Genomic DNA, 13361 nt, shown 5'->3' with positions numbered 1-13361 from the left:
GTCACCCTTCCACGGCGCCGGCGGGCTCCTCGACACGGGTGGCGCCCGACGCCGACGCCCCTGAGGCGGTCGCCCCTGAGGCGGTCGCCCCTGAGGCGGTCGCCCCTGAGGCGGTGGCCCCGTGCGCCTGGGGCTCCTCGCCCTCGGTGGACTCGGCCTCCTCGGGCACCCGGCAGACCAGGATGGTGTCGATCCGGTTGCGCCGTCCGCCGGTGCTCTCGGCGACCAGCCGCAGGCCGGCGACCTCCGCCTCGGAACCCTCGATGGGCACCACGCCCAGCTCGCGGGCGAGCAACCCGCCGACGGTCTCGACGTCGTCGTCCTCGGGCAGCTCGACGTCGAAGAGGGCGGCGAGGTCCTCGACCGGGAGCCGGGCGGTGATCCGCACCGACCCGTCGGGCAGCTCCTCGACCGGCGGGCGCTGGAAGCGGTCGTGCTCGTCGGCGATCTCGCCCACGATCTCCTCGAGGATGTCCTCGATCGTCACCAACCCGGCGAAGCCGCCGTACTCGTCGACCACGATCGCGATGTGGATGCGCTGGGCCTGCATGTCCCGCAGCAGCTCGTCGACCGGCTTGGACTCCGGCACGAACGTCGGCGGACGCATGAGGTCCTCGACCTTCACGGTGTTCTTCGGGTCCTGCCCGCCCTGGGTCCGGCGGATGAGGTCCTTGAGGTAGATGATCCCGACGACGTCGTCGACGTTCTCGCCGATGACCGGGATGCGGCTGAACCCGCTGCGCATGGACAGCGCGAGGGCCTGCCGGAGGGTCTTGTTCCGCTCGATCCAGACGACGTCGGTGCGCGGCACCATGACCTCGCGGGCGATGGTGTCGCCCAGCTCGAACACCGAGTGGATCATGTTGCGCTCGCCGGACTCGACGACGCCGCGCTCCTCGGCCATGTCGACCAGCTCGCGCAGCTCGACCTCGGAGGAGAACGGCCCGTCCCGGAAGCCGCGCCCGGGCGTGATCATGTTGCCGATCAGGATGAGCAGCGTGGCGATGGGCCCGAGCACCCGGCCCAGCAGCCGGACCACGCCCGCGCCGGCCAGCGCCGTGCCGTAGGCGTGCTGGCGGCCGAGCGTGCGCGGGCCGACGCCGACCAGCACGTAGCTGACGACGGTCATCACCCCGGCCGCGGCCAGGACCGGCTGCCAGCCCCCGCCCAGGATCCGGTAGAGGATGACCGCGACCAGGGTGGCGGCCACCATCTCGCAGGCGATCCGCAGCAGGAGCAGCAGCGCCACGTGCCGGGCCCGCTCGGCCACCACGTCGGAGAGCACGCCGGCCCGCTTGACGCCGTCGCGGCGCATCTCGTCCACGCGCGCCTTGGACACCCGTTGGAGCGCGGCGTCCATCGCACCGAACAGGCCGGCGAGCGGGATCAGGCAGACGGCGATCACCAGCAGGGTGATCTCGCCGGAGGTCATCGGTCGACCGGTCCCCGGGGGACGGCCTCGCCGGTCATCGGGGCCCGTGGGGCGGCGCGCCAGCCGTCGAGGAGCCTGGTCTGCAGGCCGAACATCTCCTTCTCCTCCTCGGGCTCCATGTGGTCGTAGCCCAGGAGGTGCAGCACGCCGTGCGTGGCGAGCAGGATCAGCTCGTCGTCCATCGTGTGGCCGGCCGCGCGGGCCTGCTTGATGGCGACCGACGGGCACAGCACGACGTCCCCGAGCAGGGCCGGGCCGGGGTCGGGCTCGTCGGGGCGGCCGGTGTCCAGCTCGTCCATCGGGAAGGCGAGGACGTCGGTCGGCCCCTTCTCCCCCATCCAGCGCTCGTGCAGCGTGCTCATGTAGTCCGTGTCGACGCAGAGCACCGACAGCTCGGCCATCGGGTTCACACCCATCTCCCCCAGCACGTACGTGCAGATGGCGGCGAGGGAGGACTCGTCGACGGCGATCTCGGATTCGTTGGCGACCTCGACGGGCACGGCGCTCAACTCCCCTGGCGGCGCGGCCGTGCGGGCCGGGCCGGCGGCTGGGCGGCCCCCGGGCGGCCCTGGTTGTGGGCGCTGTCCCAGCGCTCGTAGGCGTCGACGATGTCCCCGACCAGCCGGTGGCGGACGACGTCGGCGCTGGTCAGGTTGGAGAAGTGCACGTCCTCGATGCCGTCGAGGATCTCGCGCACGATCCGCAGCCCGCTCTGCGCGCCGCCGGGCAGGTCGACCTGCGTGACGTCACCGGTGACCACGATCTTGGAGCCGAAGCCGAGCCGGGTGAGGAACATCTTCATCTGCTCGGCGGTGGTGTTCTGCGCCTCGTCGAGGATGACGAACGCGTCGTTGAGGGTGCGCCCGCGCATGTAGGCCAGCGGGGCGACCTCGATCGTCCCCGACTGCATGAGCCGCGGGATCGACTCCGGGTCGACCATGTCGTGCAGCGCGTCGTAGAGCGGCCGCAGGTACGGGTCGATCTTCTCGCTGAGCGTGCCGGGCAGGTACCCGAGCCGCTCGCCGGCCTCCACGGCCGGGCGGGTGAGGATGATCCGGTTGACCTGCTTGGTCTGCAGCGCCTGCACGGCCTTGGCCATCGCCAGGTACGTCTTGCCGGTACCGGCGGGGCCGATGCCGAAGACGATGGTGTGCGTGTCGATGGCGTCGACGTAGCGCTTCTGGTTCAGCGTCTTGGGCCGGATCGTGCGCCCGCGGCGGCTGATGATGTCGAGGCTGAGGACGTCGGCCGGCCGCTCGGAGCCGCCGGCGCGCAGCATTCCGATGACCCGGCGCACCGAGTCCGGGCGCAGCACCTGACCGGTGCCGAGCAGCGCGATCAGCTCGTCGAACACCGCGACGGCGAAGGCGTTGTCGGCCGGCTGGCCGGTCACGGCGATCTCGTTGCCGCGCACGTGGACGTCGGTGTCGACCTCGTTCTCGACCAGGCGCAGCAGCTCGTCGCCGGAGCCGAGCAGCGACACCATCGGAACCGAGTCGGGGACGGTGATGGTGGTCCGGACGGCGGCTGGGGCGACGTCCCCCAGGGCGGGCTGTCCGGGGTAACCGTCGGCGGCTGCGGCTTGCGCCGAGGCCTCACGGGACGTGGGCGCTCCGGGCACGGGGACGTTCGGGGAGGAGTCGGGCAAGAACCCTCGACCCTGCCTTCCTGCGAGAGGAGGTGCGGACCCTCCCGAGTCTACCCGCGCGTGAAGCCCCGGAACCGTCGTCCGGATCACCGCTCACCTGCCCCAGTGGGTCGCCTTCCCCGGTCCGTCAGCGGGAGCCTCCGGACCATCGGGGGACGTCAGCGCCCTGCGTAGGTCGCCTTCCCCGGTCCGTCGGCGAGGAAGGAACTGACCGCGCCACGCAGGTCCTCGGTGGCGAAGAGCGCACCGGAGACGTCGGGCACCAGGTCGTCCGCGGCCCGCGCGCCCTGCCGGACGGCGGTGGTGACCAGCTGCTTGGTGGCCGCGTGCGCCACCGTCGGGCCGGCCGCGACCTGGTGGGCGTAGGCGCGGGCGGCCTCGGCGAAGCCCTCGTCGGGCAGCACCCGGTTCACCACGTTCCACCGCTCGAGGACGGCGGCCGGGTAGCGCTCGCCGGTGAAGACGAACTCCTTGGCCCGCGCGGACCCCGCCCGCTCGGCCAGCCGCTGCGGCCCGCCCATCGACGGGGTCAGCCCGACGACGATCTCGACCAGCCCGAACGACGCCCGCTCGGCGGCCAGCAGCACGTCGCAGGCCAGCGCCAGCTCGAACGCAGCGGTGAGGGTCAGCCCGTGCGCGGCGAACACGGTGGGCACCGGGAGGTCCTCGAAGGTCTGCGCCACGCGCAGCAGCCGCCGCCACAGGTCGGCGCCGCGCTCGGCCGGCTCGGGGCCCTCGGCGATGTCGCGGAACACCGTGACGTCGACGCCGCCGGAGACGACCTTGCCGCGCGCCTCGACCAGCACCGCCCGGGCCCGCGCGGGGTCGGCCGGGTCGGTGAGCCCGACCAGCTCGTCGGCGACCGCCTCGATCGCGTCGAACACCGGGGCGTCGAAGAGGTTCAGCGGCGGGTGGTCCAGGACGACGACGGCGACGTCGCCGTCCCGCTCGATGCGCACGGGCACCGTGTCGCTGGTCGTGGTGTCGGTCATGCCCGCAGCCTGGCAGACGCGGGTGCGGGGTACCCGCGGTCGCATGAGCGACCGATCCCCGTATGCGCTGTCGTCGGCCGCCGTGACCGCCACCGCCGTCCTCGGCGGGATCGGCACGGCTCCCGGCACCCGCTGGTACCGCGGGCTGGACAAGCCGCCGTGGCAACCGCCGGCGTCCGCCTTCGGCCCGGTGTGGACGGCGCTGTACGTCCTGCTGGCGCTGGCCGGCGGCCGGTCACTGGCAGCCGGCGGCCGGGAGGAGCGGCGCCGGTACCTGCGTGCCTACCTGGCCAACCTGGCGCTCAACGCCGGCTGGACCTGGCTGTTCTTCCGTGCCCGGCGACCGGCGGCCGCCACCGCCGAGGCCGTGCTGCTGGCCGCGTCGACGGCCGACCTGACCCGGCGGTCGTGGGTGCTCGACCGCCGGGCCGGCGCGGCCCTGGTCCCCTACGCGGCGTGGACGTCGTTCGCGGCCGCGCTCACCGCGGCGATCGCCCGCCGCAACCCGCGCTGAGCGGGCCGTCGCTCAGCCGGGCGGCCAGTTCAGGTGCCGCCCGCCGAGGACGTGCAGGTGCACGTGGTGCACGGTCTGCCCGGCCGCGGGACCGGTGTTGGTGACGACGCGGTAGCCGGGCTCGACGCCGTCCTCGGTGGCCAGGCCCTCCTGGACCGCGACCGCCCCCGCCGCGCGGACGACGGCGCCGAGCAGGTCGGAATCGGCCTGCGCCAGCGCGGCCGCCGTCGGGTGGTGGTCCTTGGGGACCACCAGCACGTGGGTGGGCGCCTGCGGGTTGATGTCCCGGAAGGCCAGCGTCCGGTCGGTCTCGTGCACGACGTCGGCGGGGATCTCGCCGGCGACCATGCGGCAGAAGATGCAGTCGGTCACGCGCAGACCCTAAGAGGACCCCGTCCTCCTCACCGCTCGCAGGCTCACGGCGAGCCTCTGGACGGGGCCGGGCCGGGCGGGCTCTCGACCCCGAGATAGGCCTGCACTATCCGTTCGTCGGCGAGCAGTCCGGCCGCCGGACCGGAGTGGACGATCTCGCCGCTCTGCAACACGTAGCCGTGGTCGGCTGCGCGGAGCGCCCGGCGGGCGTTCTGCTCGACGAGCACCACGGTGGTGCCCGACGCCCGGATCTCCTCGATGACCCGGAACACCTCGTCGACGATCTTGGGAGCGAGGCCCATGGACGGCTCGTCCATCAGCATGACCGTCGGCGCGGCCACCAGGGCGCGGGCGATGGCGAGCATCTGCTGCTCACCACCGGAGAGCGCCCCGGCGGGCAGGGTGCGGCGCTCGGCCAGCACCGGGAAGCGGTCGTACACCGCGTCCATGGACCGCTGGGCGCTCCCGCCGGTGTGCCACGCGCCCATCTGGAGGTTCTCCTCGATGGTCAGCGTGGACAGGATCTGCCGCCCCTCCGGGACCTGCACCAGCCCGCGGCCCACCAGCTTGTGGGCCGGCGTCCGGGTCACGTCGCGTCCTTCGAGGGTGATCCGCCCGCCCGCCGGGCGCAGCATCCCCGAGACGGCGTTGATGACCGACGACTTCCCGGCGCCGTTGGCTCCGACCAGCGTCACCAGCGAGCCCTGCTCGGCCGAGAAGGAGACCCCGCGAACGGCCTCGACCCGCCCGTAGCTGACCCGCAGGCCGTCCACGTCCAGGATGGGGTTGCTCATGTCGCGTTCCTCGAGGTGGTGTCCGGGGGATCCAGCGTGCCGGCCGCGCTCGGGTTCACGTTGGTGACGGCGCCGGGCGCGGTGCCGTTCCCGCTGCCCCCGGTCGGGCCGGGCAGGGACCCGTCGGCGACCGACCCACCGGCCGCCTGGTCGTCGCCTGATCCGAGATAGGCCTCGATCACGGCCGGGTCGGCGGCGATCTCCGCCGGCGAGCCGCTGGCGATGACCTCCCCGAAGTCGAGGACGACGACCCGCGTGCAGGTCTCCAGGACCATGCCGACGTTGTGCTCGATGAACAGGATCGTCAACCCGTCCCGGGCCAGCGACCGGATGAGCTCGGACAGGGTCGCCGCCTCGACGTGGTTCATGCCGGCCGCCGGCTCGTCGAGGATCAGCAGGGAGGGCTCCGAGGCCAGCGCACGGGCGATCTCCAGCCGGCGCTGGTCGCCGTAGGACAGCGACGACGCCCGGTTGCCGGCCAGGTCCCCGAGCCCCACCCGCCGCAGGCAGCCGGCCGCGTGCTCGAGGGCCGCCCGCTCGTCGCGCCGGGCCGAGGGCAGCCACAGCAGCCGGCGCAGGAAGGTGGGGCGGCTGGCCAGGTGCGCCCCCACGAGCACGTTCTCCAGCGCCGACAGCCGGTTGAACAGCTTGGAGTGCTGGAAGGTGCGGCTCACCCCGGCCGCCGCCAGCTGGTGCACGGGGGTCCGCCCGATCGTCGTCCCCAGGACCGTGGCACTGCCCGAGCTGGGCGGCACCAGGCCGCTGATCATGTTCACCAGGGTGGTCTTGCCCGCGCCGTTCGGACCGATCAGGCCGACGACCTCGCCGCTGCGGACCTCCAGGTCGATGCCCCGGACGGCGTGCACCCCGCCGTACTCCTTGGCCAGGCCGGTCAGGCTGACCACCGTCTCCCCGGCCGCCGGGTGGCGGCGGGAGGCGAGGCGTGGCGCGGGATCGCTGCCCTCCCCCCGGCCTCCCGGCGACGACGGGACCCGGGTGCGCCGCGGGATCAGGCTGGTCAGCCCACCCGGCAGGAAGAGGATCACCACGAGGAGCAGCAAGCCGGCGAGGAAGGGACGGATCCACCCCGCCTCCACCCCCACCGCCCGCTGGATCTCGGGGATCGCCGTCTGGAACCCGCTGCCCAGCAGCGGGCCGAGGAACATGGTGGAGCCGCCGACCACGGCCGTGACCAGGCCGTCCACGGCAGCGGTGAAGTCGAAGTCACCGGGTGCGATGAGCCGCACGTAGTAGGCGAAGAGCACGCCGTACAGGCCGGCCACGGCGCCGGAGGTGACGAAGGTGGCGAGCCGGTGGCGGCCCACGTCGATGCCCATGGACCGCGCGGCGAGCTCGTCCTCGCGGATCGCCTCGAGCGCCCGGCCATAGCGGGAGGGGCCCATCCGCCAGAACCAGTAGGCGACCACGGCCAGCGCCGTCCACGCCATCCCGACGGTGAGGATGCGGGGCACCGCGAGCCCCTGCGCACCACCGGTCCACTCCTGGTTGAGCAGCACGACGCGCACCGCCTCGGCGAACCCCAGCGTGGCGATGGCGAGGAATACGCCCCTCAGGTGCATCGTCGGCAGGCCGAGCACGACGGCGCCCAGTGCGCCGACGGCCATGCCGATGACGACGGCGACCAGCAACGCGGGCACGTCGCCGACGTCGTCCCCGCTGGGGGCGAGGGTGGCGGCCGAGAAGGCCGCCACGGAGGCGAACCCGGCCTGGCCCAGGCTCAGCTGGCCGGCGATCAGGACGGCGTAGAAGGAGTAGGCGAAGACAGCACCGAGGGCGATGAAGGTCAGCGTGGTGGCGTACTGCGCGAGCATCAGACCTCCCGCACCTTGCGGGCGCCGAGCAGGCCCTGCGGGCGCACCAGCAGGATCAGGAACAGCAGCCCGAAGGCGATCACGTCACGCCAGGACGACCCGATGTACTGGACGGCGAACACCTCGGCCAGCCCCAGCACGAGCCCGCCGATCAGCGCCCCGGGCAGCGAGCCCATGCCGCCGACGATGATGACGGCCAACCCCTTGAGCTCGATGGCCGAGCCCATGCCGAGCTGTGCGGTGTTCACGTTGATGGCGAACAGCACGCCGGCGACCGCCCCCAGCGCCGAGGAGATGGCGAACGTGACGGCGGTGATCCGGTCGACGTTGACGCCGAGCACGCGGGCCGCGGTCGGGTTCTCCGCGACGGCGCGCATGCCCCGGCCCAGTCGGGTCCGGGTGACCATGTAGGTGAGCCCCACCATCAGGGCGAGCGAGACGCCCAGGATGACCACCTGCGCCAGGGTCACCTGCGCGCCGGCGACCTCGTACCGGGTGTCGGGGAACGACCCGGGCGGGAACCGGCGGGTGTCCGGGCCGTAGCGCCACTGCAGCAGGGCGATCAGCATCCCCGCCAGGGCGATCGAGGAGATCAGCCCCGCGAAGTGCGCGTCGGCCCGGCCCTTGAGCGGCCGGAACGCCAGCCGCTCGATCACCAGGCCGAGCACCGCGCCGAAGACGAACACGACGGGCAGCGCCGCCCAGAGCGACAGCCCGCCCCGCTCGACCAGCTCGATGCCCACGAAGGCCGAGGCGGCGAACACCGCGGGGTGAGCCAGGTTCAACCGGTCCAGGATCCCGAAGACCAGGGTGAAACCGATGGCGAACAGCGCGTAGATCGAACCGATGAAGATGCCGTTGAGGAGCTGCTGCACAGCCGTTCCTGTCTGGTGGGGTGTGCGGGTACCGGCCCACCCGCGCGGGAGGCACCGGGAGGCCCCTCCGGCCGGTCACCCGGCCGGAGGGGGCTGCCCGGTCACTCCAGGACGGCGAACGTCCCGTCGCGGACGACCTGCACGACGGCCGGGTGGACGGCGTCCCGGTTCTCGTCGATGGAGAACTCCCCGAGCACGGTCGGGACGTTCTCCAGCTCGCCGAGCGCCTGCTTGAGGCTCTCGCGGTCGGCGGCGCAGTTGGCGCGGACGGCGTGGTCGACGAGCATCAGGCCGGCGTAGGCCTGGGCGGCGAACTGGTCGGGCTGGGCGCCGTACTCGGCCTCGAAGTCCGCCAGGAAGGCGGTGTTCTCGGGGTTCTGGGAGGCGGAGTTCCAGGCCGCACCGACGACGACGCCCTCGGCCGCCTGACCGGCGTCGGCCATCAGGCGCGGGTTGTTGAACCCGTTGCCACCGATGATCGGCACGTCGATGCCCAGCTCGCGGGCCTGGGTCACCAGCGGGATCGCGGCCTCGATCAGCGCCGAGACGACGATCGCGTCGGGGTCGCTCTGCTGGGCCTGGGTGAGCAGGGCGCGGAAGTCGGTGTCGGCCTTGGAGAAGGTGATCGTCTCGCTGACCGTGACGCCCTGCTCCTCCAGCGCGGCCGCGAAAGCCTGGTAGCCGGACTCGGTGAACGCGTCGTCGTTGCTGTACATCACGACCACGTCCTGCAGGCCGAACTCCTCGGTGGCCGCGGCGATGGTCTGCGGGATCACCGCCTGCTCCGTGAGCGAGTTCCGGAAGATGTAGTCGCCGATCTCGGTGACGCCGGCGGCGGTGTTCGAGATGCCCAGCACCGGGACCCCCGCCTCCTGGGCGATCGGGTCGGCCTGCACCGCGGCGTTGGACAGGGTGGGACCGATGATGAGGCTCACGCCGTCGGACACGAACTGGTCGAACAGGGTGATGCCCTGCCGCGGGTCGGTCTGGTCGTCCTCGATCCGCAGGTCGTAGGTGACGCCGCCCTTCTCGGCCAGCTGCGCGGCAGCCAGCTCCAGCCCGCGCTGCTGGGACTCGCCGTAGCTGGCCGCGGCGCCGGTCAGGCTCAGCACGGCGCCGATGGGCACCTCGCCCTCGATGGCGCAGGAGTCCCCGGCGCCCTCGCCGCTGAGCTCGCCCGAGGCAGCCGTACCGCCGCCGCCGTCGCCGGAGCCGCAGGAGGCGAGGACGAAGGCCGCCGCGGTGGCCGCGGCGGCGGTGCTGAACGAAACGCGCATGTCTCTCCCCTGGTCGTGCACGGCGGCCGCGCCGGCCCGGCGGATCCGCGTCGCGGCCCGGCGACCGGCCGGGGACCGGGCCCCTCCGCGCGGACGTCGTGGGGCCGGCCGGTGTCCGGGCGACCCGTGGCAGCCGACACAGTAAGCACCTGCGGGCGGTGGTCCGTCGCGGGGCCGGACCACCGTGCCCAGAACGTGACCTGGGACGGTCGCGGCCGGGACCGTCCGGCGCGGCAGGGCCACGCGCGGTACAGGATGGGGGCCCCGTTCCCGTCTCCCGGAGGTCTCCCGTGTCCGCTCCGCACCCCTGCTCGAGGACGTAGTGGGCAGTCGACGTGCCGCCCGGTCGGGTGGCCCCGGAGTCCAGCCCCTGCCGACCTCCCTCTCCCGCCGCACCCTGCTGGCCGGCGCCGGCGTCGCCCTCGCCGCCGCGGTGACCGGCTGCGGCCGTTCCGCCGCCTCGCCCTCCCCCGGCGCGCTGCGCATCGGCGCCATCCCCGACCAGGACCCCGACGTCCTGCAGCGCCTCCACGGCACCGTCGCCGACGCGGTGGCCGCAGCGCTCGACATCGAGGTCGAGTACGCGCCGGTCACCGACTACGCCGCCGCCGTCTCCCTCTTCCGCACCGGCGACCTCGACCTGGTCTGGTTCGGCGGGCTCACCGGCGTCCAGGCCCGGTTGCAGACCCCCGGCGCCGAACCGGTCGCCCAGCGCGACATCGACGAGGCGTTCACCTCCGTCTTCGTGGTCAACGCGGGCACCGGGCTGGCGCCGTCCGACGACCTGACCGCGCTGGCGCCGCTGCGGTTCACGTACGGCAGCGAGACCTCGACGTCGGGCCGGCTGATGCCCGCGTGGTTCCTGCGCGAGGCCGGCGTCGACCCGCAGGGCTTCCCGGGCGGTCCCGGCTTCTCCGGCTCGCACGACGCGACGCTCGCGCTGGTCGCCTCGGGCACCTACCAGGCCGGGGTGCTCAACGCCCAGGTCTGGCGGTCGCGCACCGAGCAGGGCGCGGTCGACCCGGCGGTCGTGCGCTACGCCGAGAGCCCGCCGTACTCCGACTACCACTGGCTGCTCGGCCCCCGCGCCGCCGCCCGGACCGGCGTCCCGAACCTCCGGGACCGGCTGCTCGACTTCTTCACGGGCCTGCCCGCCGGCTCCCCGGTGCTGGAGCTCTTCGGCGCCGGGGCGTTCGTGCCGGCGCGGACGTCGGACCACGACCGGATCGAGGAGATCGGCCGCGAGCTGGGGCTGGTCAGCTGAGCGCCGTCCTGCGGCTGGACGACGTCACGGTCCGGTACGGCGGGACGACGGCGCTGGCCGGGGTCGATCTCGCGGTCGGTCCCGGCGAGCGGGTCGCCCTCGTCGGCGCCTCGGGGGCGGGCAAGTCCACGCTGCTCGCGCTGGCCAACGGCTCGGTGCCGCCCACCGCCGGCACCGTGCGGGTGCTCGGCGCCGACCCCGCGGGGCTGTCCGGCCGGGACCGGCGCCGGCTGCTGGCCCGGGTGGGCACCGTGCACCAGTCGCTGGAGCTCGTCGGCCGGTTGCGCGTGGTGCACAACGTCAACGCCGGCCGGTTGGCGGACTGGTCGGCGGCCCGGGCCGCCTGGTCGCTGGTGCGCCCGCAGGGGCTGCCGGAGGTGCTGGCCGCGCTGCAGCGGGTGGACCTGGCCGACCGCGCCTTCGAGCGCACCGAGCGGCTCTCCGGCGGCCAGCGGCAGCGGGTGGCGCTCGCGCGCCTGCTGGTCCAGCAGCCCGATCTCGTGCTGGCCGACGAGCCGGCGTCCGCCCTCGACCCGGTGCTCGCCGACCGGGCGCTGACGCTGCTCGGCGAGCTGGCGACGGCCCGCGGCGGCGCCCTGGTCGCGGCGCTGCACGACTCCGGGTTGGTGCGGCGGCACTGCGACCGGGTGGTGGGGCTGGCCGGGGGGCGGGTGGTGCTCGACGCCCCGGTGGCCGCGCTGTCGGCCGCCGACCTCGCGGAGCTCTACGGGGCGGCGTCGTGACCCGGAGCCTGGACCGTCCGGTCCGGCCGGCCGCGCTCCCACTGCGCCGGGACCGGCGCCGCTGGGCCTGGGGTCTGGGCGCGGCGGCGGTGCTCGTCTGGTCGCTGGCCGGCGCCGGGCTGTTCACCGGAGACGTCCTCAACCCCGGCGGGACGGCGCAGCTCGGCCGGTTCGCCTCTGCCGCAGTGCAGCCCGCGGTGGACGCGGCCTTCCTCGGCGTCCTCGCCCGCTCCGCGCTGGTCACCGTCGCCTACGCCGCGGCCGGCACCGCGCTGGCGCTCGCCCTGGGAGCGGCCGGTGCGGTGCTGGTCTCGCGCACCACGTGGGGACGGCGCCGGGCCGGCTGGCTGGCCGTCCGCGGTGTGCTCGCCGTCCCGCGGGGGCTGCACGAGGCGGTGTGGGGGCTGCTGCTGGTCAACCTGCTCGGGCTGGACCCGTGGGTGGGCGTGCTGGCGATCGGGCTGCCCTACGGCGCGGTGACCGCGAAGGTGCTCGCCGACCTGGTCGACGAGGTCCCGCGGGGGGCGTACCGGGCGCTGCTCGCCGTGGGGGCCGGGCGCACGGCGGCCGCGCTCTACGGACTGCTGCCGCCGGCCGCGGGCGGGCTGCTCTCGTACGCGTTCTACCGGCTGGAGTGCGCGGTCCGCTCGGCCGTCGTCCTCGGCATGGTCGGCGCCGGCGGACTGGGCTACCAGCTGGCGCTGTCGTTCACGTCGCTGCGCTGGGAGCAGGTGTGGAGCGCGGTCTACGCGCTGTCGCTGCTCTGCCTTCTCGCCGAGGTCGCCGGGCGGGCGCTGCGCCGGCGACTGGCCGCGCCGCCGTCCTCCGCCCGCCGGGACCCGGTGCCGACCGCGGCCGTCGTCGGCACCGCCGTCCTGGTGGGGTGGTCCTGCTGGTACCTGGCGCTGTCGCCGGCGTCCCTGGTGTCCGAGCGCACCGTCGCCCAGCTGACCTACGTGCTGGACGCGGCCTGGCCGCCGGCCACCGGCGGCGACCTGCTCCGCACGGTCGGCGCGTCGGCGGTGGACACGGTGCAGACGTCGGTCATCGCGGTCGCCGTCGCGCTGCTGGGGGCCCTGCTGCTGGCCGGCCCGGCGGCGCGGCCGGCCGGGCGGCCGACTCCCGCACGGCGGGTCACCGGTGCGCTGCTGCGCGGCGGGCTGCTCCTGCTGCGCGCGGTGCCACCGCCGGTGTGGGCGCTGGTGCTGCTCTTCGTGCTGCTGCCCGGGGTGCTGCCCGGCGCCCTGGCGCTCGGCGTCTACACGCTGGGGGTGCTGGGCCGGCTGGCGGCGGAGGCGACCGAGGAGCTCGACCCCCGACCACGGGCGGCGCTGACCGCGCTGGGCGCCCGGCCGGCGGGTGCGTGGCTGTACGGGGTGCTGCCCCAGGCGGCCGGGCCGGTGCTGGCCCACACCCTCTACCGGTGGGAGGTCGCCGTCCGCGACACGGTGCTGGTCGGGCTGCTGGGTGCCGGCGGGCTCGGTGCGGTGCTCGCCTCCGAGCTGGCGACCTTCGACTGGGCCGCGGTGACCACCGTGCTGGCCGCGGTCGTCGTCCTGACCTGGGCCGTCGACGTGGTCAGCGACCGCGCCCGCGCCGCTCTGCGCTGAGCGTCCGG

The 13361-nt window shown here is 74.4% G+C and carries 13 protein-coding genes; 4 read left to right on the top strand and 9 right to left on the bottom strand.

What is annotated here, in order from left to right:
• Position 1: 1 nt before the first annotated feature.
• The 4 genes from ACWIX3_RS12010 to ACWIX3_RS11995 form a co-directional block, all read right to left on the bottom strand.
• Complete coding sequence (locus ACWIX3_RS12010; protein WP_448612294.1) at positions 2–1432, bottom strand: hemolysin family protein; 1431 nt, start codon at positions 1430–1432, stop codon at positions 2–4.
• The gene (gene ybeY, locus ACWIX3_RS12005; RefSeq protein ID WP_448612293.1) at positions 1429–1932 is read right to left on the bottom strand and encodes an rRNA maturation RNase YbeY; all 504 of its coding nucleotides are present in this window, start codon (positions 1930–1932) and stop codon (positions 1429–1431) included. The genes ACWIX3_RS12010 and ybeY overlap by 4 nt, the downstream gene beginning before the upstream one ends.
• 5 nt (positions 1933–1937) lie before the next feature.
• Complete coding sequence (locus ACWIX3_RS12000; protein WP_448612292.1) at positions 1938–3080, bottom strand: PhoH family protein; 1143 nt, start codon at positions 3078–3080, stop codon at positions 1938–1940.
• 158 nt (positions 3081–3238) lie between these two features.
• Positions 3239–4072, bottom strand: coding sequence for an enoyl-CoA hydratase/isomerase family protein (locus ACWIX3_RS11995; RefSeq protein ID WP_448612291.1), 834 nt, complete (start codon positions 4070–4072; stop codon positions 3239–3241).
• 43 nt (positions 4073–4115) lie between these two features.
• Between ACWIX3_RS11995 and ACWIX3_RS11990 the strand changes: the two genes are divergently transcribed.
• The gene (locus ACWIX3_RS11990) at positions 4116–4586 is read left to right on the top strand and encodes a TspO/MBR family protein (protein ID WP_448612290.1); all 471 of its coding nucleotides are present in this window, start codon (positions 4116–4118) and stop codon (positions 4584–4586) included.
• Positions 4587–4598: 12 nt separating this feature from the next.
• Here the strand turns inward: ACWIX3_RS11990 and ACWIX3_RS11985 are convergent, their stop codons facing one another.
• The 5 genes from ACWIX3_RS11985 to ACWIX3_RS11965 form a co-directional block, all read right to left on the bottom strand.
• Positions 4599–4958, bottom strand: coding sequence for a histidine triad nucleotide-binding protein (locus tag ACWIX3_RS11985; protein WP_448612289.1), 360 nt, complete (start codon positions 4956–4958; stop codon positions 4599–4601).
• A 44-nt stretch (positions 4959–5002) separates the two neighbouring features.
• Positions 5003–5752, bottom strand: a complete 750-nt coding sequence (locus ACWIX3_RS11980; RefSeq protein WP_448612288.1) for an ABC transporter ATP-binding protein — start codon at positions 5750–5752, stop codon at positions 5003–5005.
• On the bottom strand, positions 5749–7584 hold the full coding sequence (locus ACWIX3_RS11975; protein ID WP_448612287.1) for a branched-chain amino acid ABC transporter ATP-binding protein/permease: 1836 nt from the start codon (positions 7582–7584) through the stop codon (positions 5749–5751). Before ACWIX3_RS11975 ends, ACWIX3_RS11980 begins: the two co-directional genes overlap by 4 nt.
• Positions 7584–8459: a branched-chain amino acid ABC transporter permease gene (locus ACWIX3_RS11970; protein ID WP_448612286.1), complete on the bottom strand. Its 876-nt coding sequence runs from the start codon at positions 8457–8459 to the stop codon at positions 7584–7586. The genes ACWIX3_RS11975 and ACWIX3_RS11970 overlap by 1 nt, the downstream gene beginning before the upstream one ends.
• A gap of 101 nt (positions 8460–8560) precedes the next feature.
• Entirely contained in the window at positions 8561–9736 is a 1176-nt protein-coding gene (locus tag ACWIX3_RS11965; protein WP_448612285.1) for an ABC transporter substrate-binding protein, read from the bottom strand.
• Positions 9737–10058: 322 nt separating this feature from the next.
• Between ACWIX3_RS11965 and ACWIX3_RS11960 the strand changes: the two genes are divergently transcribed.
• Genes ACWIX3_RS11960 through ACWIX3_RS11950 form a run of 3 tightly spaced genes read left to right on the top strand, consistent with a single transcriptional unit; the run spans position 10059 to position 13353 of the window.
• Complete coding sequence (locus ACWIX3_RS11960; protein ID WP_448612284.1) at positions 10059–11000, top strand: putative selenate ABC transporter substrate-binding protein; 942 nt, start codon at positions 10059–10061, stop codon at positions 10998–11000.
• Positions 10997–11743 (top strand): phosphonate ABC transporter ATP-binding protein, encoded by a 747-nt coding sequence (locus ACWIX3_RS11955; protein WP_448612464.1) that lies wholly within the window; start codon positions 10997–10999, stop codon positions 11741–11743. Before ACWIX3_RS11960 ends, ACWIX3_RS11955 begins: the two co-directional genes overlap by 4 nt.
• Positions 11740–13353, top strand: coding sequence for a PhnE/PtxC family ABC transporter permease (locus ACWIX3_RS11950; RefSeq protein ID WP_448612283.1), 1614 nt, complete (start codon positions 11740–11742; stop codon positions 13351–13353). The genes ACWIX3_RS11955 and ACWIX3_RS11950 overlap by 4 nt, the downstream gene beginning before the upstream one ends.
• Positions 13354–13361 lie beyond the last annotated feature (8 nt).

This window comes from Geodermatophilus sp. URMC 60, from assembly GCF_053502585.1.
Note: the sequence above shows the minus strand (reverse complement) of the source record. Positions and strands in the feature narration are given on the sequence as shown.

Excerpts from the sequence above, each read along its gene's own strand:
- ACWIX3_RS11965 (WP_448612285.1), bottom strand. The coding sequence starts at position 9,736 with ATGCGCGTTTCGTTCAGCACCGCCGCCGCGGCCACCGCGGCGGCCTTC.
- ACWIX3_RS11980 (WP_448612288.1), bottom strand. The coding sequence starts at position 5,752 with ATGAGCAACCCCATCCTGGACGTGGACGGCCTGCGGGTCAGCTACGGG.
- ACWIX3_RS11995 (WP_448612291.1), bottom strand. The coding sequence starts at position 4,072 with ATGACCGACACCACGACCAGCGACACGGTGCCCGTGCGCATCGAGCGG.
- ACWIX3_RS11990 (WP_448612290.1), top strand. The coding sequence starts at position 4,116 with ATGAGCGACCGATCCCCGTATGCGCTGTCGTCGGCCGCCGTGACCGCC.
- ACWIX3_RS11975 (WP_448612287.1), bottom strand. The coding sequence starts at position 7,584 with ATGCTCGCGCAGTACGCCACCACGCTGACCTTCATCGCCCTCGGTGCT.
- ACWIX3_RS12010 (WP_448612294.1), bottom strand. The coding sequence starts at position 1,432 with ATGACCTCCGGCGAGATCACCCTGCTGGTGATCGCCGTCTGCCTGATC.